Below are 23,106 nucleotides of genomic sequence, written 5' to 3'. Positions count from 1 at the left end.
CTCCGCGCTAGGCCCGACAGGAGAACGCGGTGTAGACCACGGTGGGGACGAAGCTCGCGGCGAGCGTCCCCAGGACCAGCCCAGCTAGTCCCAAGGCGCGAAGACCAGGGGAGCGGAAGAGCCGCTGACGCTCGAGAAAGCGCATCCGTGGGACACCCTCCGTTCTCCGTGCTCGCAGCACGCTCCCAGCGATCCCCATCGAGATCCCCAGCCCAAAGGAGACCGCGGGAAGCGCGGCGAGCCGCTCCCGACAGAAGTCGTCGGAGGCAACGAACGCAAGGGCGGGCGCGCTGACCGTCGCGATGATCCAGCCCGCCGTCTCGAGGTTCAGCGCTCGCCGAGTTCGGGGGCCGAGGCTCCCCGCAGACCGAAGCCGTTCGTTCGCCCGGTCCGGCCCACGGGCGTCGTCACTCGTCGGGTCGTCCGCCACGCCGCCCTGGGCCAGCGCAGGACTGCACATCATGAGGGCTGCGAGCAGCTCGCCCAGGACGACAACCTTCAGCACGCTGCGGGATCCCCGCTCCCATCGTCCCGGACTCATGACGACTCCTCCTTGCCGTTCGAGCCCACGGGCGCTCCTGCCCGCGTGCGCGATGGATGATGCGCGAAGCTGGCACGGCCGGTGGGGGCGCGCCAGCGGTGCCGGGCCGGTGCACGGACGGCAACGCTCGTCAGGGCGCAGTCAGCGTCAGGGTGGTGACGCCCGTGTCCGGCGCCACCTCGGTGGTCACGCGCAGCGGCAAGAAGCGCTGGATGACATCCAGGTTGGTGCGGCTGTGCAGCGTGAGGGGCACGGTGCGCAGCGCTCCACCTCCAGCCAGGGCCATGGGCAGCAGCAGCTGGTCCGCCAGGTGCGGACCCACGGGCACGCCCGCTCCGAGCAGCGCGCGCGCTTCGGCCACGGCCTGGCTAGCCACCGCCTCCGACGAGAGCTCACGCCGCCCGAACGCGGTCACCAGCTCGCGCGCGGTGTCCGACGCCAGCTCGATCATGACCACGTTGCCGGGCCCAGGGGACTTCACCCCCATGCCGCGACGCTGCTCCACGGGGACGTCGAGCGCGTCGCCCATGGTCGCGAGCTCGCGCTCCGCGATGGTGAAGGGCAGGTTGGCCACCAGCGCGCGCACCTCGGTCACCCGCAGCGGCCCGTCGTCCACCAGCGAGATGGGCGTCCACGCTTCCACGGGGGAGACGCGCAGCACGAAGCGGCCACCGCCCGCCGGGTAGAACCCATGGCGGTCGAGGCGCACCTCCACCTGCGCGCCCATGCGCTGCAGCAGCGGCACGAACACGCGCGCGAAGAAGTCATAGGAGGGCGCGCTCATGGCGTGGGTGCCGCCCTCGAACACCACCTCGCTCGGTGCATCTGCAAGCAACAACATGGGCAGCACCGTCTGGCACACCAGGCACGCGCTGCCCGCCGTCCCCACAGCGAAGTGGTACGTGCCCCCGCGGATGGCCCCCGGGGTGAAGCGCAGCGTCTGGCTGCCGAGCTCGTCGCCGTCCACGCGCGCGCCACACACCTCGGCCGCTGCGCGCAGCGCCGTGAGGTGCTGACGCAAGAGCCCGGGCTTGCTGCGCCCCGCGCGCACGTTGCTGAAGCGCACGCTCTGGCCGGTGATGGCCGCGAGCGCGAGCGAGGTGCGGAGGATCTGACCCCCGCCCTCGCCCTCACTGCCGTCGATGTGAAGCTCGCTCATGACTATCCCTTCACGCACAGCACTTGCTTGAGCGTGTGCACCACGTCCACCAGATCCTGCTGAGCCGCCATCACGGCGTCGATGTCCTTGTACGCCATCGGGATCTCGTCGATGACGTCCTCGTCCTTGCGGCACTCCACGCCTTCCGTCGCGCGGATCTGGTCCGCCACGGTGAACTGCTTGCGCGCCGCCGTGCGCGACATGCTGCGGCCCGCGCCGTGGCTGCAGCTGCAGAAACTCTCGGGGTTTCCCTTGCCGCGCACGATGTAGGAGCGCGTTCCCATGGAGCCCGGGATGATGCCCAGCTCGCCTTCCTGCGCACGCACCGCGCCCTTGCGGGTCACGAGCACGTTCGCGTCGTAGTGCTTCTCGCGCGACACGTAGTTGTGGTGGCAGTTCACCGCCATGGCCGTGGTGCTGAACTCCGGCAGGTCCGGCGACGCCCGCAGCGCACCGAGCACCGCCTGCATCATGAGCTCGCGGTTCTGAGCCGCGAACTCCTGGGCCCACGACACGGCCTCCACGTAGTCGTCGAAGTGCTGCGAACCCTCGCTCAAGTACGCCAGGTTGGTGTCCGGCAGCTGGATGAACCAGCGCTCCATCTCGCGCTTGGCCAGCTCGATGAAGTGCGACCCGATGCGGTTCCCCACGCCACGCGAGCCGCTGTGGAGCATCACCCACACCTGCTGCGTCTCGTCGAGGCACACCTCGATGAAGTGGTTGCCCGTCCCGAGCGTTCCCAGGTGCGACACATGGTTCGCCTGCTTCAACGCCCGGTGCTTCTCGCACAGCGCGTCGTAGCGCGGTAGGAGCTTCGCCCACGCGGCCTCGGTGGCCGCGGGCGGGTTGTGCCACGCGCCGCGGTCACCGCGCGCTCCGTGACCCGTGCGCCCGTGGGGGACCACCTTCTCGATGGCCGAGCGCAGCGCGCCGAGCCCGTCGGGCAGATCCGACGCCGTGAGCGTGGTCTGCACCGCCATCATGCCGCAGCCGATGTCCACGCCCACCGCAGCCGGGATGATGGCCTTGTGGGTGGCGATGACGCTGCCCACCGTGGCCCCCTTGCCGAGGTGCACGTCGGGCATGGCCGCCACCCACTTGTGGATGAATGGCAGGCTCGCGATGTTGGCCAGCTGCTGGCGCGCGGCGGGCTCCATGGCCACGCCCTTGATCCACGCCTTCACGGGGCGGCCAGGGGTCTCGAGCACTTCGTAGTTTCGTTCGCTGTTCGTCATGGTCGACTCTCGGTTGGAGGATGCCGACCGCTAGAGCAGGCGCCGTGCCAGCTGCGATTCCTCGGTAATCGCACCTAATTCGTCAAGTCCCTTCGTCTGCGACGATATCAGGAGATAAATCTCTATTCGCATCGCGACGGATGAATCCGGCGCGGGCGTGGATCGTTTTGCCCGCACCGGACACCAACGACGCATGAGCCACCGCCGCACCCACCCACGATATAGTCGGCCATGCGTCTGACCGCCTCGGCTGCTCTCGCCGTGCTGTTCACCGCGCTCTCCCTCTCGGGCGCTGGCCCAGCCCATGCCCAGGCCCAGACCGAAGAGGAGGCCGCGCGCGTGCGCCTGGCGGCCGCATACGCAGCACAGCCAACACTCTCCAACGGCTGCTCACTGGCCGAGGCCGAGCGCCGCGCCGGCCTGGTGGACGACGCCGCTCGCCGCCTCGATGCCCTGCTCGAGGCTGCCCACATGGCACCGCCGCCCGACGATGACGAAGCCCGCGGCACCCTCTCGGCGTGCCGCTTCAACCGCGCCCGCATCTACGAAGACCGCGGTGATCTCCGCGCCGCCTACCGCCTCCTGTCGCAGGCGCTCGCCACCCCGAACGCCACGCGCCGCCGCATCGTGGAGCAGCGTCTGGTGGATGTGGGCGCCCGCCTGGTGACCGCCAACGGCTGCGCCGCGCTCCCCTCGCGCTTCTCGTCGGAGGCGCTGCTGCGCTTCGAGGACAACGCGGTGCTGCGGCGCTGCGTCACCGCCGCGCGCCGCGCCGCGCCGTACTGCGAGCAGATGGCCACGAGGGAGATCCCCGACACCACGGGGCGCTACGGCTTGCGGCGCCCCGACCCCAACACCGAGGTATTCGAAGAAGACCACATCTTGGTCATCATCGTCAGCGGTGCCTCCCGGACCATCGCGTTCGACTGCCCGCTCGCGGGCGAAGAAGAACAGCTTGGGCTAGTGCGCTACCACGACGTGGGGCGTGTGCGTGTCCTCGAGGTGAGTACGCAGTCGCGCGTGAGCTACGCCTGCGACGACTGCGAAGATGGAGAGGACTGCCGCTGCTTCGACGACTCCGAGACGCGCTACTTCTTCGGCGCGCGCGGCGAGCTGCTCCTGGCGCTGATCCCCGCCGGGGTCGACGCCGGAAGCATGGCCGCGTGGCCCCACGACGCCCCCGAGCTGCGTGACGCCACGGAGGCCCCCACCACGGTGGATGGCAGCGTCCTGGTGGTCAACGGCCGGCGCCTGCGCATCGTGCGCGGCGCGCTCGTGCCGGCTCCATGAGCCCAGCACGCTGGCCATCACGCAATCCGCTCGGATAGGCTCCTATCCATGAAGCGAGTCGTGTTCGGGTACTACGGCGCCACCCTCGACGCGGGCGGGCGCAGCGACAAGCGCTGGCAACGCTGGCGCCCCAGCGTGTCCCTGTGCCAACACGACGACCTGCTGGTGGACCGCTTCGAGCTGCTGCACGACCGGCGCCACAACAAGTCCTCGGCCGACTTGGCCGCCGACATGAAGGCCGTCTCCCCGGAGACGGAGGTGCGCCTGCGCGAGGTGGACTTCCGCGACCCGTGGGACTTCGAGGAGGTGTTCGGCAAGCTGCACGAGCTGGCGCGCACGTACCCCTTCGACCAGGAGCGCGAGGAGTACCTGGTGCACATCACCACGGGCACTCACGTGATGCAGATCTGCTGGTTCTTGCTCACCGAGTCGCGGCACTTCCCAGCGAAGTTGCTGCAGACGTCGCCCTCGCGGCGCGGCGATGGCACCGAGGAGGGCGACCCCGCGGGCACCTACCGCATCATCGACCTCGACCTCTCGCGCTACGACAGCCTGGCCAAGCGCTTCGGCGCCGAGCGCACCGAGAGCCTCGACTTCCTCAAGTCGGGCATCAAGACGCGCAACGCGGCCTTCAACCAGCTCATCGAGGGCATCGAGCGCGTGGCGTTGCGCTCGCGCGAGCCCATCCTGCTCACTGGGCCCACGGGCGCGGGCAAGTCTCAGCTGGCCGCGCGCATCTACGAGCTGCGCAAGTCGCGCGGCCTGGTGAAGGGCCCGCTCGTGGAGGTGAACTGCGCCACGCTGCGCGGCGACGGCGCCATGAGCGCGCTCTTCGGGCACGTGAAGGGGGCCTTCACCGGCGCGGCCTCGGACCGCAAGGGGCTGTTGCGCGCCGCCGACGGAGGCACCCTGTTCCTGGACGAGATCGGCGAGCTGGGCCTCGACGAGCAGGCCATGCTCCTGCGCGCCATCGAGGAGAAGCGCTTCCTGCCCGTGGGCACGGACAAGGAGGCGCGGTCGGACTTCGAGCTGATCGCCGGCACCAACCAGGACCTGGGCGCTGCGGTGGTGGCGGGACGCTTCCGCGAGGACCTCTTGGCCCGCATCCAGCTCTGGACGTTTCAGCTGCCGGGTCTCGCCGAGCGCCGGGAAGACGTGGAGCCCAACCTCGACTACGAGCTGGGCCGCGCGACGGAGCGCCTGGGCACCCACGTGACCATGAACGCCGAGGCCCGCGCGCGGTTTCTGGCCTTCGCGGCGTCTCCGCGAGCGAGCTTTCGCGGCAACTTCCGAGACCTCAACGCGGCCGTGCTGCGCATGAGCACGCTCGCCTCGGCAGGGCGCATCGACGTTTCCCATGTGGATGACGAGCTCGCGCGTCTCGAGCAGGCCTGGCACCGGCCCGCGGCCCAGCGCACCGACGCGAGCGTCTTGGACACCGTGCTGAGCGCGTCTCAGCGCGCCGACCTCGATCCCTTCGACCGCGTTCAGCTCGAGGAGGTGGTGCGGGTCTGCCAGCGCTCGCGCTCGCTCTCGGATGCGGGGCGCGCGCTGTTCGCGGTGTCGCGGACCAAGAAGGCCTCCAGCAACGACGCCGACCGGCTGCGCAAGTACTTGGCGCGCTTCGAGCTGCGCTTCGAGCACTTGGTGGCCTGAAAAGAGCGAACCCCGCCCCGGCGGTGAAGCCGAAGCGGGGAACAGGGGGTCAGCGGAGCGACCGGGGGATGGATGGCGCCGGCCGCGCGCTTCCCTTAGATCAGTACCGCGAGGGCGGCGCTGGCGAAGAGGGTGAGGGTGAACGCAGCGGTGGCGAGCAAGTCCTGCTTTTCGGCTCGGCGCCACGCGTCGTCCGCGGGGAAGGGCTGCTTCGGGGTCTCCACATGGGCGGGCTCGCGGGTCCAGGAGCCGACGGCGTTGTCGGGGACCACGCGGGTGGCGATGTCGATGAAGCTGCGATTGGGGATGCCGTAGTGATTGAGGTACATCGTGTGGGTCATTTTTCGGGCCCTCCGATTGGTGGCGGCGAAAGTGTGCCGCACCCGACGCTAAAGCATGTGCCGTGCCAACTTCGCGCCTCGCGTTGCGTGATACACGGATTAGCATTGCGATTACGAATGTTTACACAACCGTGACAGTTTGCGCTGTCTTGGTGTGACACACGAAATTCACGAGTAATTCGATATGTTTCCGGCTGCACACCGGCAGGCCTATCGCTCACCAGGGTCCGGAAAACCCCGTGATTTCGCGGGGGCGCTGGGAGGCCGACTGTGACGCCCGGGACACACCCAGGGGGGCTCGAGCCCGGCGCAAGGGCTGCGCAGGTAGGTAAATCGCTTACAAAAGTGCACAGCGGATTGCGCATTTGACGCGCAAGCGATTGCGCACTGCGTCATTCTCGCGCCGCGTCATTCTTGCGCTCCCCCCGCCGAAGTGGGGTCATCCGCCGATCAACTTCCAGAAACGGTGATATGCTCGCGCGCCCGCGCTGGCGCGGACCTAGAACATGTTTCATCGTGCGGGAGCCGACCGGCTGCCCAGCCAACGATTTCGACGCCCCCCGGGCCAACTGAAAGTCAGAGCGAATGAACATTCACGAGTATCAGGCGAAGGAGCTGTACCGAAAGTACGGCATCCCGGTGCCGCAGGGCATCCCCTGCATGTCGCCGGAGGAGGCCGTTGCGGCCGCCAAGAAGTTGATCGCGGACACCGGCAACGAGTTCGTCGTCGTCAAGGCCCAGATCCACGCTGGCGGCCGCGGTAAGGCCGGCGGCGTCAAGGTCTGCAAGGGCATCGAAGCAGCCACGGCCGCGGCCCACGACATCTTCGGCAAGGTGCTCGTCACCCCGCAGACCGGCCCCGAGGGCAAGAAGGTCCAGCGCCTGCTCGTCGAGCAGGGCCTCGCCATCAAGAGCGAGCTGTACCTGGCGCTCGTGGTGGACCGCGAGACCAAGAAGATCGCAATCATGGCCTCCACCGAGGGCGGCATGGACATCGAGGAGGTGGCCCACAACACCCCCGAGAAGATCCACATGGTGTACTTCCACGCCGACGCCGGGCTCCAGGACCACCATGTCCGCAAGTTGGCGTTCGCTCTCGGCCTCACCAAGGGCGAGCAGAAGAACTTCCACGTCCTGATGACCAACCTCGCGAAGTGCTTCATCGCAGAGGACTGCTCCATCGCCGAGATCAACCCGCTCATCCTCACGAAGGACGAGCAGGTGCTCGCGCTCGACGCCAAGGTGAACTTCGACGGCAACGCCGGGTTCCGCCACGAGGCGTACTGGGACTCCGTTCGCGACCTCTCGGAGGAGGCGGCCACGGAGACCGAGGCGGCTGAGGCCGGCCTCAGCTACATCCAGCTCGACGGCAACATCGGCTGCTTGGTCAACGGCGCGGGCTTGGCCATGTCCACCATGGACACCATCAAGCACTTCGGCGGCGAGCCGGCCAACTTCCTCGACGTGGGCGGCGGCGCCAGCCAGGAGTCGGTCACCAAGGCGTTCAAGATCATCCTGCAGTCGCCCAGCGTGCAGGGCATCTTCGTCAACATCTTCGGCGGCATCATGCGCTGCGACGTCATCGCCAACGGCGTGGTCGCGGCCAGCAAGGAGCTGGGCCTCAAGGTGCCGCTCGTGGTGCGCCTGGCCGGCACCAACGTGGAGCAGGGCAAGGAAATCCTCAATAACTCGGGTCTTCAGATCGTCGCCGCCGACACCATGGCGGAGGGCGCAAAGAAGATCGTCGAGCTGGCAAAGGGCGTTTGAACGATGAGTATCCTCGTCAACAAAGACACCAAGCTGATCGTTCAGGGGATCACCGGCAAGACCGGGCAGTTCCACACCGAGCAGTGCATCAAGTACGGAACCAACGTGGTCGGCGGCGTGACGCCCGGTCGCGGCGGCAGCGAAGTCCTGGGCGTGCCCATCTTCGACACCGTGGAGCAGGCCATGGCGGCCACCGGCGCCAACGCGAGCTGCATCTTCGTGCCGCCTCCGTTCGCGGCCGACGCCATCCTCGAGTGCGTCGAGGCGCAGATGCCCCTCGCCATCTGCATCACCGAGGGCATCCCCGTCATGGACATGCTCAAGGTGCGCCGCATGCTGGACGGCCAGAAGGCCACCCGGCTCATCGGGCCCAACTGCCCGGGCGTCATCACGCCGGACGAGTGCAAGATCGGCATCATGCCGGGGCACATCCACAAGAAGGGCCGCATCGGCGTCGTGTCCAAGTCGGGCACGCTCACCTATGAGGCCGTGGGTCAGCTCACGGCGCTCGGCATCGGTCAGTCCACCGCGGTGGGCGTCGGCGGCGACCCCATCGCGGGCACCGACTTCATCGACATCCTGGCCATGTTCGAGGCGGACTCCGAGACGGATGCCATCATCCTCATCGGCGAGATCGGCGGCAACGCGGAAGAACTCGCGGCGGCCTGGATCAAGGACAACTTCACCAAGCCCGTGGCCGGCTTCATCGCGGGCCGCACGGCCCCTCCGGGCAAGCGCATGGGCCATGCCGGCGCCATCATCTCGGGCGGCAAGGGCACGGCAGATGCCAAGATCGAAGCGCTCGAGGCGGCTGGCGTGAAGGTCGCACCGACCCCTTCGGACATGGGCACCACGCTCGCTTCGCTGCTGAAGTAGGGCAGGAATGCAAGGGCCCCCGAGAGCGCCACTCTCGGGGGCTCTCGCATTCCGTCCATAGCTAGCGACCACGGCCACGTCGACGATGCCGTTGACGTGAGCGTTGTCCTTGACGGCGACGGCGACGGCGACGGAAGCACCTTCACTCATGGGGCGCGGCCGCGTTCCATATCGTCCACGTGTGTTTGGTAGTGCCGGTGGCGCAGAGGTCGTCGCCGTCGCCGTCGCCGTCAAAGTTCACGTCAACGCCAACGTCTATCGACTCGTCACAAGTCCTGGGTGGTGACCGGCAAGCCGAATCGGCTTCTGGGAAGGCGAATTGGGGCACCCCCGGCTGAAGCCGAGGGCAGCAAACTACGCATGGATAGTCCTAAAGTCCCCGCCTGTCGGCGCGGACTACGTGGCTGGGAGCAGGGTGTGCTCTACCCAAGGGACCCGGACGCAGCCGTTCCAGCCGCCTCCCTCTGTGGGGTCCGGGTAACCTTGGTAGGCCGGTCACCAACCTTTCCACCAGTTAGTCCCCCTCGCGGGGACTTTCAGGTGGTCCGGGCCTGGTTTGCTGCCCTCGGCTTCAGCCGGGGGTGCCCAAGTGCCTTGAAACATGTTGGATTCCTCGACAGCCAGAGCCCACGAAGAACCTCCCAGACCTTCCCTCGGTCGCCATCGACTTGTGACGAGTCGATAGACGCCAACGTCATCGAAGCGTCTGGGCAGCCCTCGTTACACCAGCCCCCGACTCGGCACACTCCCCTTGGCCTGCCGCTGTTCCAGCTCACGGATCGCCTTGTCCAGCGCGCGCGACACACACGTCTGATCACGGATGCGGGCCAGCAGCGGCCACACAGCGCGCTCGCCCTCGAGGATGTGCATGTCCAGCTCGGCGCGGCTGATGTTGGCGAAGGTGCGCAGCAGCGCTCCGGCCCGGAGCCGAGGGTGGATGTCGATGTCACCGCTGTAGCTCTGGTCGGCCAGCGAGTGAGCCAGGTCGAGCGGGCGGTAGAGCGGGGTGTGCTGGGCCACGCTGCGCGCCATGTGCAGCTGGTGCGTGAGCTGCACCCGCAGGGTGCTGGCCGCCATGCCCGCCACGAAGGGCAGGACGCCGCGCCGACGCGTGACCCGCCGCACCGGGGCCACGTGGGGGTTCACCTGGCTCACGATGAAGTGGTTCACGTTGTGCAGGCGACTGATGCGCCGCATGGGCAGGTCGCCCTTGAACGACCCGTCGATCCACAGCTCGCTCGGCATGTAGGGGACGTCACGGCCGTCCGGCTGACGCTCCATGAGCGTGGCGGGCGGGAACGCTCCGGGCACCGAGCTGGACGCGATGGCGGCGCTCAGCAGCGTGACGTCCGGCGTGGTCAGGTGGTTGAGCACCCGCGGCTTCTGGCGGGTGCGCGTGGGCGAGATGCTCACGTTGACCGCCCGCCCGCTGCGCTCGAAGGCCTGCGCGAAGGTGTAGTCGCCGTTGTTGTGCTTGATGACCTCGCTCAGGCGAACCGGGTCGTAGACCGCCTTGTCGCGCAGGGCGTCGGTCACGGGCTTACGTGACAGCGCGTCGGTGCGCAGCAGGCTCCAGTCCGTGAACAGCTCGCGCAGCTCGGCGTCCGTGCGCGAGGCGATGCCGCAGGCGACCATGGCACCCATCGACGCCCCGGAGAGCACGTCGGGCAGGAGGTCGTGCTCGAACAGGCACTTGATGACGCCCATGTGGAAGAAGCCGAGGCTGGCGCCGCCCGAGAGCAAGAGCGCCGAGCGCCCGAAGCCATGGGCCGCGCGCTGGAAGCGGGCCAGGGTCTCGTCGGGCGGGAGCCCCGTCTGATCCGGATTCGACAGGTAGTCGATGGCGAGCAGGCACTCTTCGTAGAACCGCTCCACCACGTATTTGGTGCCCAGCGGCGTGCGTTCGTAGAGGCGGGCGTCGGCGAGCTCGCCCAGGTGGCGATACAGCGCCTCCTGCAGCAGCTTGGTGAGCTCGGCGGCGCGCCGCTTCTCGCGGGCCCGCTGCAGCAGCGTGGTGTGCTCCTGCAACAGGCCAGCGTCGTAGACGTCCGACGCCGAATCGCGGCGAAAGGCCTCGATTTCGTCCGCATCGGCTGCGGCGCGCGTGCGCTCGACCCACTGATCGTACGTCTCGGGGTCGCGGGTGGTCAGCGGGGGCATGCGGCCCGAAGATAACAGACGCGCACGATATGTTCGGGGCCAACGGAAGAGATCATTGAGCGTCGCGCTTCGGGGTGCGATAACACGGACTCGCGTTGGGCCCATGCCCGCTAGAGGAGTCACGTATCCACATGATGAAGCGAAGTTCGGCGATCGGGGTGGTCAGCTGTCTTGTCCTGGGTGCATTCGGCGCCAGCTGTGCGTCGGGTGGCGCCCCGCGACCGCGCCTCCCAGCAGAAGAGCAAGCCTTGCTGGAGCTCATGCCCAACGACGCGTTCCTGGGCGTGCGCGTGGACATGCGTGCGCTGCGGGCCACGCCGCACTGGCAGGCGATCGAGGAGTCCATGACGGCGGCCGGCGCGCCCGAGGACACCCAACGCTACTTCCGGGACACGGACCGCATGGTGGCGGTCATGGGCGGCTTCATCGACGCCCCGAGCTACCCCGAGCCCGACCCGGAGGCCGAGTTCGTAACGCCGCCCGCGTGGGTGCCCATCGCCCAGTGGCTGCACGGTAAGCTGCCGCGCGCGGTGGCCGTCATCGAGGGCGAGGCCGCATCGCTGTGCGACACCGCGCTCGAGGGGCAGGAGCGGCGAGAGGTGCGCGGCTATCAGCTGGGTGTGCTGAACGGTGTGGCCATGCTTCGGCGCGATCGCATCTGCGTGGTGACGCTCGAGCCCGTGCTGGACTCGCTGCTGACGCAGGAGCCGGGGCCCGCGTCCGACGTGCTCGGCATGCTGGCCGCGGCTGGGCCTGGTGAGTCGGCGCCCATCCTCAGCTACGTCGCCGACTACGCGGCGCCTGGCTATGCGGCATGGGTGGAGCAGCACGGGGAGCGCGCGCGGGCCGAGCTGGACGAGGCGCGGGCGCGTCGTCGCGAGCAAGAAGCGGCCCGCACGGCGGCGGTCGCCGCGGGTGAGGCCGCAGACCCCAACGCCAATCCCGTCCCGGAGTTCGGCGACTTTGCGTCGCAGATGGACGAGATGATCAACCAGACCGTCGTCCTGTTCCTCGAGGTCTCGAAGATCACCATGCGCGGCATGGTCTCGTCGACGGTGCGCATCTCCCACAACGAAGGCGGCTACGACTTCCGCAGCCGCGTGACCATCTCGGACGAGGACCGCTCCATCATGTGGCGCGAGCTGCTCCGCATGTACCTCGAGATCGCGACTGCAGCGGTGCAGATCTACGACATCCCCGAGGAACCCCGTGAGGTGCTCACGGCAGCACTGCGCGCCATTCGTGTGGAAGAGCGGTCCGACGGATACGAGGTCGTGGCGCGCGCGAGCGACACGCGCGTCAGCTCGCTGATCGCCTATGCGCGGCGGTCCAGCTCGGAAATTGCCCCGGCCATGACCGACGTGGGCATCGAGTCCCCGTGGGAGCTCATCAGCCAGATCGACCGCTCCACCTACGAGACCCCGGCGGAGGTCGTGCTCTCGCTCGAGCCCAACGTGGAGCGCATGAAGGGGCTGGACGACCGCGACTCGCGCAAGCGCGGCCTGCTGGCGCTGTCCGGCGCGTACTTGTCGCTGGGGCGCTATCAAGACGCCATCACGCTGCTGAACACCAGCATCGAGGGCGACCGGGCGCACGCCGAGAGCGTGGAGTACTACCTGCGGCCCGACGTGTTCTCCGGGATGTGTGGGCTGGCGGCCGGGTTGTGCGAGCACCACCTCGAGTGGGGCTTCGCCGAAGAGGCCCGTGTGGCGGCTTCCATGGCGGCCGACCAGGGCCAGAGCTGCACCGACGTGTCGTACGCCGCCTTCACGTGCATGCAGGTGGCCGAGGCGCGCCTCGGTCGCGGGGAGCAAGCGCTCGCGGACCTCGAGGGCCGCTCGTGGGGCGACGTGGACGTCACTCAGTTCGGGGCCGCGCGCGCGCAGGTGCTGGGCGTGCTGGGTCGCTGGGACGCGTCGTTCGAGGCGGCCCGTGGCACGTGCGTCGGGCCGCTTTCTGCGAGCAGCTGTCCCGGCACGTTTGCGCACGCGCTCGAGGCGATGGCGCGTGGTGGCACCACCCTCGCGCAGCACGACGTCTCGTTCGAGAGCGTGCGTCAGAGCTACCCGGGGGCAGCTTCCGCCAACCGCTGGGACGACTCGGTGGCCTCCATCGCGGCAGTGGGCGACTGCGCCCGACGCGTGCGCATCGCACCCACGGACACCGCCACGCTCGCGGCCTGCAACACGGCACAAGAGGTGAGCGTGCGCCTGCACGGCAGCGCCCACGCGCGCACCGCCATCGCCTTGATGCTGCTCGCGGCCGCGCGCTCGGCTGCGGGCGATGCCGCCGGCGCCACGACTACGCAGCAAGAGCTCGATGCGCTGCGCCCGTCGCTCGGGCCCCAGCACCCTGCCAACCAGCCGCCGCCGCCGCCCGTCACGCGGCCGCGCCCACGTCCGCGCGCGCGCTGAGCCATGCTCCCGCTGCTGACGCGCGCCGCCGCTCGTGAGGCCGACCGGCACGCCATCGAAGGGATGGGCGTGCCGGGGGTGGTGCTCATGGAGAGCGCGGGACGCGGCGCGTTCGAGGTCATCGCGCGCGAGCACGCGGCCTCGCTGGAGCGCGTGCTGCTGGTGGGCGGGCCCGGCCAGAACGGCGGTGACGCGTGGGTCGTGGCGCGGCACTTGGCGCGGGTGGGGCACACACCGCGTGCGCTGCTGGTGGTGCCCGACGGAGAGCTCGGTCACCTGGCCGGCGATGCGCGCATCAACTGGCACGTGCTCGCCCCGCTGGGCATTGCCACCACGGTCATCGCGCCAGAGCAGCAAGATGTGCTGGCCGACGCGCTGCGCTCCGCCACCTTGGTGGTGGATGGTGTCTTCGGCACGGGGCTGGCGCGTGATGTGAGCGGCGCGTGGGCGGCGGTGCTTCTGGCTATGAACGCGGCGTTGGTGCCCAAGGTGGCGCTCGACCTGCCGAGCGGCGTGGACGCCGACACGGGTGCCGTGCTGGGCACTGCCATTCACGCCACCACCACCATCACCTTCGGCGCGCACAAGCGGGGCCTGGTGCAGCGTCCGGGGCGCACGCATGCCGGGCGCGTGTGGGTGGCCGACATCGGCGTGCCCGTGGGCCGCGACGCGCCCGATCACGTCCTCGAGGCCGCCGACCTTCGCGTGCTGGTGCCCCCACGCACCCCCGACGCTCACAAGGGCAGCGCCGGGCACGTGGCCATCGTGGGCGGTGACGCGGGCAAGACGGGCGCGGCGTTCCTCGCCGGTCTCGGGGCACTGCGGGGTGGGGCAGGCCTCGTCACGCTGGTGGCGCCCGAGGGGGGCCGCGCCGTGCTCGAGCACAAGACCGTGGAGCTGATGACCGCAGCCCTGCCGCAAGACCAGGAGGCCGCCCAGCGGCTGCTCGCCGACAAGCGCGCGCTCGTGGTGGGCCCGGGGCTGGGGTTCTCGCCACCGGCGCGCGCCCTGGTGACCGAGCTGCTGCCACGGCTCGCGCCGCCGTGCGTGCTGGACGCCGACGCGCTGACCCTGCTGGCCGAGAGCGCGGGGGGCCTCGCCGAGCTGCGCAGCGCGGCCGGGCCCCGTGTGCTCACGCCCCACCCGGGCGAAGCAGCGCGGCTGTTGGGCGTGGACACCGCGTCCGTTCAAGCGGGGCGCTACGCGTCCGTGGAAGCGCTGGCCGCGCGCAGCGGTCAAGTGGTGGTGCTGAAGGGTGAGGGCACGCTGGTGGCGCAGGCCGGCCGGGGTCTCTGCGTGTGCACGCACGGCACGCCCGCCATGGGCACGGGTGGCACGGGCGACGTGTTGGCCGGGCTGATCGGCGCGCTGCTGGCCTCGGGGATCCCCGCGTTCGAGGCCGCCTGTGCCGGCGTCCTGCTGCACGCCCTGGCGGGCGAGCGCGCGGCCACGGGGGACCGCGGGCTGCTGGCATCGGAGCTGGCGCACGCCGTTCCGAAAGTGCTCGCGGAGCGCTGACCAGCTGACAAGCTGACACGGGGGCGTGGGCGAGAGTGGACAAGCTGGCGCTCGCAGCCCCCGTGAGAGCGCGCCCTCACTCCGCGTGAGTCGTTTGATTTCAACGGCTTGGGCGCGTGGCGAGGGCCTGGCACCGACCTTGCTCTAGGTGCTGGCATGCAGACCTCCACCACCGCCCTCCGCCTCGTCGAGAACATCGACCGCTCTGACTACGACGCGTCGATTCGCCCGCACGTGCCCGAGCTGTACGGCACCGCCGTGCGCCTCACCCGCTCTCGCACCGAGGCGGACGACCTGCTGCAGGACACGCTCGCCCGCGCGTGGGTGTTCTGGCACCGCTTCCAGAAGGGCACCAACGCCCGTGCGTGGATGCACCGCATCCTGATGAACACCTTCATCACGGGCTATCGCCGCCGCCGCCGCGAGCGCGAGATCATGGAGCGCGTGGCCCTCGAGGTGCACACGCAGCCCAGCCACGAGGTGGCGCTGCCGCTCGAGCCCGCCGCCTCGGCCAAGGACGCGCTGGGCGACGAAGTGCGCGCCGCGCTCGAGACCATTCGGCCCGAGTTCCGCAGCGCCGTCGAGCTGGTGGACGTGGAAGAGCGCTCCTACCAGGAGGCCGCCGAGCTGCTCGGCTGCCCCATCGGCACCATCATGTCGCGTCTGCATCGAGGGCGGCGTGCGCTCCGCGAGCAGCTGCGCGGCTACGCCTTCGAGGAGGGCTACGTCAGCGAGCCCAGCCCGGCGATGGCCTGCTGACGCGTCCGCGCGCTCCGGCGCCGCTCGTAACGACCGTCGTGGGCCCTCGACTCTCACCCCACGAACAGAACGTTGACGGAGTGGCGCGGCCCTTCATACTGGCCGCCAATCGGACTCGGAACGGAGCAGAGCGAAGATGGCGAAGACGTACGCGGACCTCCTGCAAGAGGCCAAGGGCCAGATCAAGCAGGTCACTCTCGAAGACCTCAACGCTCGCATCAGCGCGGGTGAGAAGATCACGCTCGTGGACGTGCGCGAGAAGGACGAGTGGCGCCAGGGGTTCATCCCGGACGCAGTGCACCTCCCGCGCGGCTTCCTCGAGATGCAGGCCGGCTCGAAGCTCCCCAACAAGGACGCGAAGCTAGTGGTCTACTGCGCGGGTGGCGTGCGCAGCGCGTTCGCGGCGAAGGCCCTCCAGGACCTGGGCTACACCGACGTGGAGTCCGCCAACCCGGGCTACGGCCAGTGGAAGGACAAGGGCTTCCCCATCACGTCGCCGTTCGCCTTCACGGACGAGCAGCTGGACCGCTACTCGCGCCACTTACTCTTGCCCGAGGTGGGCGAGAAGGGGCAGCAGAAGCTGCTGGAGGCGCGCGTGCTGCTTCTCGGCGCCGGTGGTCTCGGCGCTCCGGCGGCGCTCTACCTGGCTGCGGCCGGCGTGGGCACGCTGGGCATCGTCGACGGCGACCACGTGGACGCCAGCAACCTGCAGCGGCAGGTCATCCACGGCATGGATCGCGTGGGCACGCCCAAGGTGGAGTCTGCGGCCAAGACCATCCGCAACCTCAACCCCGACGTGAAGATCATCCCGTTCAACGAGCGCCTCGACAGCAGCAACGTCGACCGCATCTTCGACATGGGCTGGGACGTCATCGTGGACGGCCTCGACAACTTCCCCACGCGCTACCTGGTGAACGACGCCAGCATCTGGAAGAAGATCCCCGTGGTGCACGGCAGCATCTTCCGCTTCGACGGGCAGGTGACCACGTTCATCCCGCACGACGGGCCGTGCTACCGCTGCTTGTATCCGGAGCCGCCGCCGGCGCACCTCGCGCCCAGCTGCGCCGAGGCCGGTGTTCTCGGCGTGCTGCCCGGCGTCATCGGCGTCTTGCAGGCCACCGAGGCGGTCAAGATCATCCTCGGGGTGGGCAAGCCGCTGAACGGCCGCCTGCTGCAGTACGACAGCCTCGACATGGCGTTCCGCACCTTCAAGCTGCGGCACGACAAGACCTGTCCAGTGTGCGGTGATAACCCCACCATCACGAGCTACATCGACTACGAAGGCTTCTGCGCGGGCGTCTGACGAGACGTCACGGGTGGTCCGACGACCTCACTCCCCTTGCAGCGTGTCTGGCTCGGGGGAGTCGAGGTCGTCTTCGTTCGGGTCGCTCGAGAGGTCGTCGGCGTGGAAGGGGTCTTCGCCGTCGATGTCGCCTTCCGGGCGAGGGTCAGCGGGGTGCACGCGGTCGGCGGCGGTGACGGGCAGCTCGCGCAGGCGCTCCACACCTGCTTGCATGATACGCCGCACGGCCTCGGCGTCGGGCTCGAGCAGCGCGGCGCGCTCGGCCTTGGTGGTGGCGGCGTCCAGCGCCTCGATGCTGACCTTGGGCTGGTACAGGTCGTAGCGCAGCTTGAACGCCTCGATGGGCGTGAACGGGACCCACGGCACCGAGAGGATGCCCGAGCGGTCCAGCTGCTTGCGCCAGCGCTGTGGGAGCCAGCGGCCCAGGCTCTGCACGGCGTCCTGCGGCAGCGTGAGCTCGGCGGACCAGGCCTCCGAGCCTTGATGCGAGGCCACCAGGATGGGCACGCCCGCACGCACTGCGATCTCCACGAACCCGTGGCTCACGAAGGGCTGGATGTCGAAGCCGTTGCCGAAGGCGCAGTGGTCGCCCTCGGGCGCCACCATGAAGTCGTTGTAGACCCCCTCGCGTAGCAGCCGCACGTAGTCCGCCGTGTCCATCACCTCTTCGGTCTGCGTGATGAAGCGCGCCAGGTGCTTGACCACAGGCAGGTCGTAGAACGCCTTCCAAGTCACGCCGAAGTGTCGCCGGTCGCCTGCGCCGATCTGCTCGATGAAGCGCAGGTAGCCCGCCACGATCAAGATCGGACCCGCCGCAGGGCCGTGGTTGAAGGCCATCACAAGCTGCGGGTGCCGCGCGAACACCTCACGCATGTCGGCGCCCTCGGGGTCCACCAAGAAGTGGCGGAAGAGGCGCGGCGCCAGCATGCGGCCAACGTGTTCGTACGAGCTGAGCGGCTTCACGTGGTCGGTCATCGAGCCGCCAAGATACGTGCCCGCGGGGCGGGGGGAAAGCCCACCGCCGCGTGACTCAGCCCACGGGAGCCACCGCGCGCAAGAACGCCAGCAGCGCGGTGTTGGTGGCCTCGGGCGCCTCTTGCTGAACGAAGTGGCCCACCCCGGGGACGATGTGGCTGCCCACCAGGTTGGGCAGGCGTCGCGTCATGCCGGAGATGGACTCGGGGGTGACGATCTTCAGCACGGGGTCGCGCTCGCCGCAGAGGAAGAGGGCAGGGCACTCGATGGGCACGCGTCCGTAGTCGGGGTCGTGCTCCCAGTCGAGGTCGGTGACGCGATAGCAACTGAGGCCGCCGATGAAGTGCGCCTCGACCGGGCCTCGCGTGTACTCGCTCACGTAGACGTCCATGTCGGCGTCGCTCAGCCACGGCCACGGAAGCGGCGGCGCGGCCTCGAGCACGTCCAGGTAGCCGGTGCCCTCGGCGGGGAAGCGCGACCAGTCCAGCAAGCGTCCGGCGCCGCTCAGCGCGTGGAAGAGGCGTGTCAGGAACTCGCGTGGACGCGCGCCCAGCTCGGCCTCGGCGGGGCCCACGGTCTGGAAGTAGTGCATGTGGAAGAAGTGGCGCTTGGCGATGGCCGCGTAGCCTTCGCTCGGACGCTTGCCGCGCTTCTTGCCATCCGCTGGAGGTTTCTCCTCCGCAGTGCTGCCGTCCGCGCGGGCTTTCCCCACTGCGGTGGCGCCCTCTGCGCTGCGCTTGGCCCCGCCGTCTTCGTCCTTCGCGCCCGCGAACTGCACGCCGTAGGGAACCGCCAACGACACCACACCCGCGACACGCTCGGGGTGATGCAGCGCCATGCAGAACGCCGCCTTCGCACCGAAGTCGTGGCCCACGAACACCGCACGCTCGGCGCCCAGCGCATCCAGCACGGCGGCCAGGTCATCGGAGACCACACGCGCTTGGTACGCCTCGAGCGCCAAGGGCCGGTCGCTCTGGCCGTAGCCCTTCATGTCCAGCGCCACCGCGCGATAGCCCGCCGCCGCCAGCGCCGTGAGCTGGTGACGGTAGCTGTAGGACAGCCCCGGGAAGCCGTGGCAGAGCACCACCAGCGGACCCGCGTCCCCCGCCACGAGCGCGCTCATGTGGAGGTTGCGCTCGGGCAGGTGCAGCAGGGTCCGCGTCAGGGTCATGCGCTTCGGCTTCCGGGGTGGCGGCTCACTCTTCGGGCAGCATGGCGTTCAAGCGCGCCACCGCGTCGATGTAGCCTTCCACGAAGTCGTACACGACTTTGCCGGCGGGCTTGCGGGTCTTCATCATGCCCACCACCTGGCCCACGGGCGTGCCCAGCAGATCGGCGGCCTCGGGGGTGTTCACCGTGTTGGCGTGGCGACGGATGCGGCGCTCGGCCTCGGCCGTGAGCAGACCCTGGAGCGGCATGGGCAAGTAGCCCGGGCAGTCCTTCTCTTCCCACGCCTTGGTGTACGTGGTGATGAGCTGACGGGCCGGCTTGCCGCTGATGCAGCGCGACCGGACCGTGTCGGTCTCGCTGGCCTTGAGCATCTTCTCCACGAGGGCGTCCTCGCAGTCGGACTCGTTGGTGGTGAGCCACACGGAGCCGCACCAGATGCCAGAGGCGCCGAGCGCCATGGCCGCCGCCAGGTGGCGGCCGTCACCCATGCCGCCTGCGCCCAGCACGGGCGTGTCGCCGACCGCGTCCACCACCTGCGGGATGAGCGACATGGAGCCGATCTCACCGGTGTGGCCGCCGGCCTCGTAGCCCGACGCGATGATGATGTCGACGCCGGCTTCCTTCTGCTTGAGCGCCTGGCGCACGCTGCCGCACAACGCGGCGACGAGCACGCCTTCCTTGTGGGCACGCGTCACCACCTCTTCGGGCGGGGGCCCGAGCGCGTTGGCGATGAGCCGGATGGGGTGCTTCATGCCGATGTCCACGTGCGCGGTGCCGGCGCTGAGCGACCAGCCCAGCAGCGTCTCGTGGGTGTTCTCCACGTTGGCCGGGATCTCGGGCACGCCATGCTTCTGCAGCAGCTTGATGAGCCACTCCTGATGCGCCTTCGGGATCATCGCCTCGAGCTGCGCCTGGCTGAGGTCGCCCTGCTCGCGGCCCTCGTACTTGTACGGCATCACCGTGTCGAGGCCGTAGGGCTTGCCGTCCACGTGCTGGTCGAGCCAGGCCAGCTCGAGCTCGAGCTGCTCGGGGCTGAACGCGACCGCGCCGAGCACGCCGAGGCCGCCCGCGCGGCTCACCGCAGCGACGACGTCACGGCAGTGACTGAACGCAAAGATGGGGAATTCGATGCCTAGCTTCTCACAGAGTTCGTTCTTCACTCGTGCCTCCAGCGCGCTGGTGCGCTCATGTATACAGAGTGTATAGAACGTGTTCTATGCGAAGTCAATAGGCACCCGATGCCTCGCCGTCATCCAAGGAGTGGCCGAGGCTCGGGGAGCGCTGGGGTTCAGCGGCCGAAGGGGTTCGACACGTCGGCGGTGGCCTCGCGGTCGGGCCCCACGCTGATGATGCCCACCTTGCAGCCCACGAGCTCTTCGATGCGCTCGATGTACTTCCGCGCGGTCTCCGGCAGGTCGGCGCGCACGCGGCAGCCCGAGATGTCCTCGCTGAAGCCGGGCATGCTCTCGTAGATGGGCGTGCAGCGCTCGAGGTCGTCGTACGGCGGCACGCTCAGGCGCTCGCCGTCCAGGTCGTAGGCCACGCAGATCTGCAGGGTGTCGAGGCCGCGCAGCACGTCCAGCTTGGTGAGCGCGATCTCGGTCATGCCGTTGACGCGCACCGCCAGGCGCAGGGCCACGGCGTCCATCCAGCCGCAGCGCCGCGGCCGGCCCGTGGTGCTGCCGTACTCCACGCCCACGTCGCGCAGCCGCTGCCCGGTGGCGTCGTTCAGCTCGGTGGGGAAGGGCCCGCCGCCCACACGCGTGGCGTAGGCCTTGGCGATGCCGACCACATGCGAGATGGCCGTGGGCCCCATGCCCGCACCCGCGCAGGCGCCGCCTGCGATGGCGTTGCTGCTGGTCACGAACGGGTACGTGCCGTGGTCGATGTCCAGCATGGTGCCCTGCGCGCCCTCGAGCAGGATGCGCTGGTCCTTGTCGACGGCGTCGCCCACGATCTGGGCGGTGTCGCAGATGGCGTCGCCGAGGCGCGCCCCCATGGCCAGGTAGGCCTCGAGGATGGGCTCGATGGCCGGCACCTCGCCACCGTGTGCTTCGATGACCGGGCGCCACGCCGCCAGGTTGGCCACGAGCTTGGGCTCGAGGCGCGCGCGGCTGCGCAGGTCGCCCATGCGCACGCCGCGCCGGCCGACCTTGTCTTCGTAGGTGGGCCCGATGCCCCGCTTGGTGGTGCCGATGGCGTCGTCGCCCTTGGCGGTCTCGCGCAGGCCATCGATGAGCTTGTGTTGCGGCAGCACCACGTGGGCGCGGTCCGACACCTTGAGCCGCGACTGGCAGTCCACGCCGCGCGCCTCGAGCTGGTCGATCTCGCGCAGCAGCACCTCGGGATCCAGCACGGTGCCCTGGGCGATGACGCACTGGCCGTCGTGCAGGATCCCGCTGGGGATGAGGTGCAGGATGAGCTTCTCGCCCTTCACCACGAGGGTGTGACCGGCGTTGGCACCACCGGCGTAGCGCACCACGAGATCGGCGTACGGGGTGTAGATGTCGACGACCTTACCCTTACCCTCGTCGCCCCACTGGGCCCCTACAATAACCAAAGCAGGCATCTGACTCGTAGCTCCTACAGCGCCGCGCCGCTCGCCACGTGGGCGAACGAGGTCAGCAAATGGATCAGGTCCGGGCGCCGACAGCGACGCGCAGGGTGGCGCCGTCGCGGACGCGAACGACACGATGCGAGCGAGCGCCCGCGATGACGACCAGAGGGTAGTCCCAGCTGGCCGCGTATTCGAGGGCCGGCTTCTGCGCCCCCTCCACACGGGAGGCTGGCACGCCGAGGGAGCGCAGCTCGGTGGCGAGGGCGTCGGCCAGCGCCGCATCGCCCGCCACGACCAGGCGCAGCGGCGACTCGTCCAGCAGGCTGTTGCCCTGCGCGCGCAGGGCCCACGCCACGTTGTCCACGTCGAAGGCGAAGCCGGTGGCGGGGGCGGGCATGCCGAAGCGCGCCAGCAGCGTGTCGTAGCGCCCGCCGGTGCCCAGCGGCGCGCCGGGGCCCTCGGCCAGCAGCGTGACGCTGACGCCAGTGTAGTACGAGTGGCCGCGCAGCTCGCCGAGGTCCACCGTGACGGTGGCGCCGAGGCCAGCGCTGCCCACGCGGTCCACCACCTCGCTGAGCTCGCGCAGGGCGTCGGCGATGGGGCCCTTGGGGAAGCGCTTGCGGGCGATGGGCAGGATGCTGACGTCGCCGTAGAGCTCCGTGAGCGCCAACACCCGGGTGCGCTCGCGAGCGGGCACGCCGGCTTGCTGCAAGCGCGCCTCCACGGAGAACGCGTCTTTCTGGGCCAGGGCATCGGCCACGCCAGCGCGGGCGGTGGCAGGCACCAGGTCCAGCACGGTGGCGGCGATGTTCACGTGCGCCAGCTCGAACTGGTGACCGCGCAGGCCCACCTTCTGGCAGGCGTCATCGGCCACACGCAGGACCTCGACGTCGGCCCCCGCGTCACCCCAGCCGATGCACTCGATGCCGGCCTGCAGCGTCTGCTGCCTGCGTCGGGCGCGGTGCCGCATGCGGCGCACCACGGTGCCCTCGTAGCAGAGGCGGTGGGGGGAGGGGCGGTCCGACAGCCGCGTGGCCACGATGCGCGCCACCTGCGGCGTCATGTCCGGGCGCAACAGCGCCACCTCACCGGTGTGCGGCTCCACGAAGCGCATGAGCTCGCGCCGGTCCACCGAGTCGAGCCCGCGCTCCAGCACCTCGGCCAGCTCGAAGGGCGGCGTGATGACGCGGTCGTACCCGTAGAGGCCGAACACGCGCATGATGGCGCTGCGCAGGCGCTTCAGGCCAGTGGACGTGGGCGGCACCACGTCACGCATGCCGCGCGGCGGTGCCAGGGCCATGCCGTCCGGATGCAAGACCGCCCCCTCGGACCGCGGTCCGAGCTCGTCGCCGACTGTGGCCGGAGGAGGCGCCTTGCGGGGCATG

Annotated in this window: 18 protein-coding genes; 8 read left to right on the top strand and 10 right to left on the bottom strand. The window is 69.5% G+C overall.

Translation table 11 applies throughout. The features are described 5' to 3' along the window. Positions 1-7: 7 nt before the first annotated feature. From IPI43_14165 to IPI43_14155, 3 genes are all read right to left on the bottom strand, one after another. A complete protein-coding gene (locus IPI43_14165; protein ID MBK7775253.1) occupies positions 8-541 on the bottom strand; it encodes a hypothetical protein in 534 nt (177 codons plus the stop codon). Between the two features lie 130 nt (positions 542-671). Continuing rightward, the gene (locus IPI43_14160) at positions 672-1,700 is read right to left on the bottom strand and encodes an RNA 3'-terminal phosphate cyclase (protein ID MBK7775252.1); all 1,029 of its coding nucleotides are present in this window, start codon (positions 1,698-1,700) and stop codon (positions 672-674) included. A 2-nt stretch (positions 1,701-1,702) separates the two neighbouring features. Further along, the gene (locus IPI43_14155) at positions 1,703-2,935 is read right to left on the bottom strand and encodes an RtcB family protein (protein MBK7775251.1); all 1,233 of its coding nucleotides are present in this window, start codon (positions 2,933-2,935) and stop codon (positions 1,703-1,705) included. Positions 2,936-3,166: 231 nt separating this feature from the next. Between IPI43_14155 and IPI43_14150 the strand changes: the two genes are divergently transcribed. Next, the gene (locus IPI43_14150; protein MBK7775250.1) at positions 3,167-4,225 is read left to right on the top strand and encodes a hypothetical protein; all 1,059 of its coding nucleotides are present in this window, start codon (positions 3,167-3,169) and stop codon (positions 4,223-4,225) included. Between the two features lie 48 nt (positions 4,226-4,273). Then, a complete protein-coding gene (locus IPI43_14145; protein MBK7775249.1) occupies positions 4,274-5,881 on the top strand; it encodes a sigma 54-interacting transcriptional regulator in 1,608 nt (535 codons plus the stop codon). A 95-nt stretch (positions 5,882-5,976) separates the two neighbouring features. Here IPI43_14145 and IPI43_14140 read toward each other — a convergent pair whose 3' ends face one another. Beyond that, positions 5,977-6,210 carry a hypothetical protein gene (locus IPI43_14140; GenBank protein MBK7775248.1) on the bottom strand — a complete coding sequence of 78 codons (234 nt, stop codon included), beginning with the start codon at positions 6,208-6,210 and terminating at the stop codon, positions 5,977-5,979. Positions 6,211-6,807: 597 nt separating this feature from the next. On the opposite strand from IPI43_14140, the gene sucC reads away from it, so the two are divergent. Further along, a complete protein-coding gene (sucC, locus tag IPI43_14135) occupies positions 6,808-7,989 on the top strand; it encodes an ADP-forming succinate--CoA ligase subunit beta (GenBank protein MBK7775247.1) in 1,182 nt (393 codons plus the stop codon). 3 nt (positions 7,990-7,992) lie between these two features. After that, the gene (gene sucD / locus IPI43_14130; protein ID MBK7775246.1) at positions 7,993-8,865 is read left to right on the top strand and encodes a succinate--CoA ligase subunit alpha; all 873 of its coding nucleotides are present in this window, start codon (positions 7,993-7,995) and stop codon (positions 8,863-8,865) included. Positions 8,866-9,585: 720 nt separating this feature from the next. On the opposite strand, the gene IPI43_14125 is transcribed toward sucD, so the two are convergent. Further along, complete coding sequence (locus IPI43_14125; protein MBK7775245.1) at positions 9,586-11,025, bottom strand: DUF3336 domain-containing protein; 1,440 nt, start codon at positions 11,023-11,025, stop codon at positions 9,586-9,588. Positions 11,026-11,285: 260 nt separating this feature from the next. On the opposite strand from IPI43_14125, the gene IPI43_14120 reads away from it, so the two are divergent. The 4 genes from IPI43_14120 (at position 11,286) to moeB (ending at position 17,019) form a co-directional block, all read left to right on the top strand. Further along, entirely contained in the window at positions 11,286-13,439 is a 2,154-nt protein-coding gene (locus tag IPI43_14120) for a hypothetical protein (GenBank protein MBK7775244.1), read from the top strand. 3 nt (positions 13,440-13,442) lie between these two features. After that, complete coding sequence (locus tag IPI43_14115) at positions 13,443-14,957, top strand: NAD(P)H-hydrate dehydratase (protein ID MBK7775243.1); 1,515 nt, start codon at positions 13,443-13,445, stop codon at positions 14,955-14,957. A gap of 156 nt (positions 14,958-15,113) precedes the next feature. Beyond that, entirely contained in the window at positions 15,114-15,716 is a 603-nt protein-coding gene (locus IPI43_14110; GenBank protein MBK7775242.1) for a sigma-70 family RNA polymerase sigma factor, read from the top strand. Between the two features lie 136 nt (positions 15,717-15,852). Continuing rightward, positions 15,853-17,019 carry a molybdopterin-synthase adenylyltransferase MoeB gene (gene moeB / locus IPI43_14105; protein MBK7775241.1) on the top strand — a complete coding sequence of 389 codons (1,167 nt, stop codon included), beginning with the start codon at positions 15,853-15,855 and terminating at the stop codon, positions 17,017-17,019. A 27-nt stretch (positions 17,020-17,046) separates the two neighbouring features. On the opposite strand, the gene IPI43_14100 is transcribed toward moeB, so the two are convergent. From IPI43_14100 to IPI43_14080, 5 genes are all read right to left on the bottom strand, one after another. Next, the gene (locus IPI43_14100; protein ID MBK7775240.1) at positions 17,047-17,994 is read right to left on the bottom strand and encodes a hypothetical protein; all 948 of its coding nucleotides are present in this window, start codon (positions 17,992-17,994) and stop codon (positions 17,047-17,049) included. Positions 17,995-18,049: 55 nt separating this feature from the next. After that, complete coding sequence (locus IPI43_14095) at positions 18,050-19,165, bottom strand: alpha/beta hydrolase (protein MBK7775239.1); 1,116 nt, start codon at positions 19,163-19,165, stop codon at positions 18,050-18,052. 25 nt (positions 19,166-19,190) lie between these two features. After that, positions 19,191-20,324, bottom strand: a complete 1,134-nt coding sequence (locus IPI43_14090; GenBank protein MBK7775238.1) for a nitronate monooxygenase — start codon at positions 20,322-20,324, stop codon at positions 19,191-19,193. Positions 20,325-20,452: 128 nt separating this feature from the next. Continuing rightward, positions 20,453-21,733 (bottom strand): adenylosuccinate synthase, encoded by a 1,281-nt coding sequence (locus IPI43_14085; protein MBK7775237.1) that lies wholly within the window; start codon positions 21,731-21,733, stop codon positions 20,453-20,455. A gap of 64 nt (positions 21,734-21,797) precedes the next feature. Next, on the bottom strand, positions 21,798-23,105 hold the full coding sequence (locus IPI43_14080; GenBank protein ID MBK7775236.1) for an ATP phosphoribosyltransferase regulatory subunit: 1,308 nt from the start codon (positions 23,103-23,105) through the stop codon (positions 21,798-21,800). Position 23,106: the final 1 nt, after the last annotated feature.

Source organism: Sandaracinaceae bacterium, assembly GCA_016706685.1.
Lineage (GTDB): Bacteria > Myxococcota_A > Polyangia > Polyangiales > Houyiibacteriaceae > JADJJE01.
This window is presented reverse-complemented; position numbering and strand designations above follow the sequence as displayed.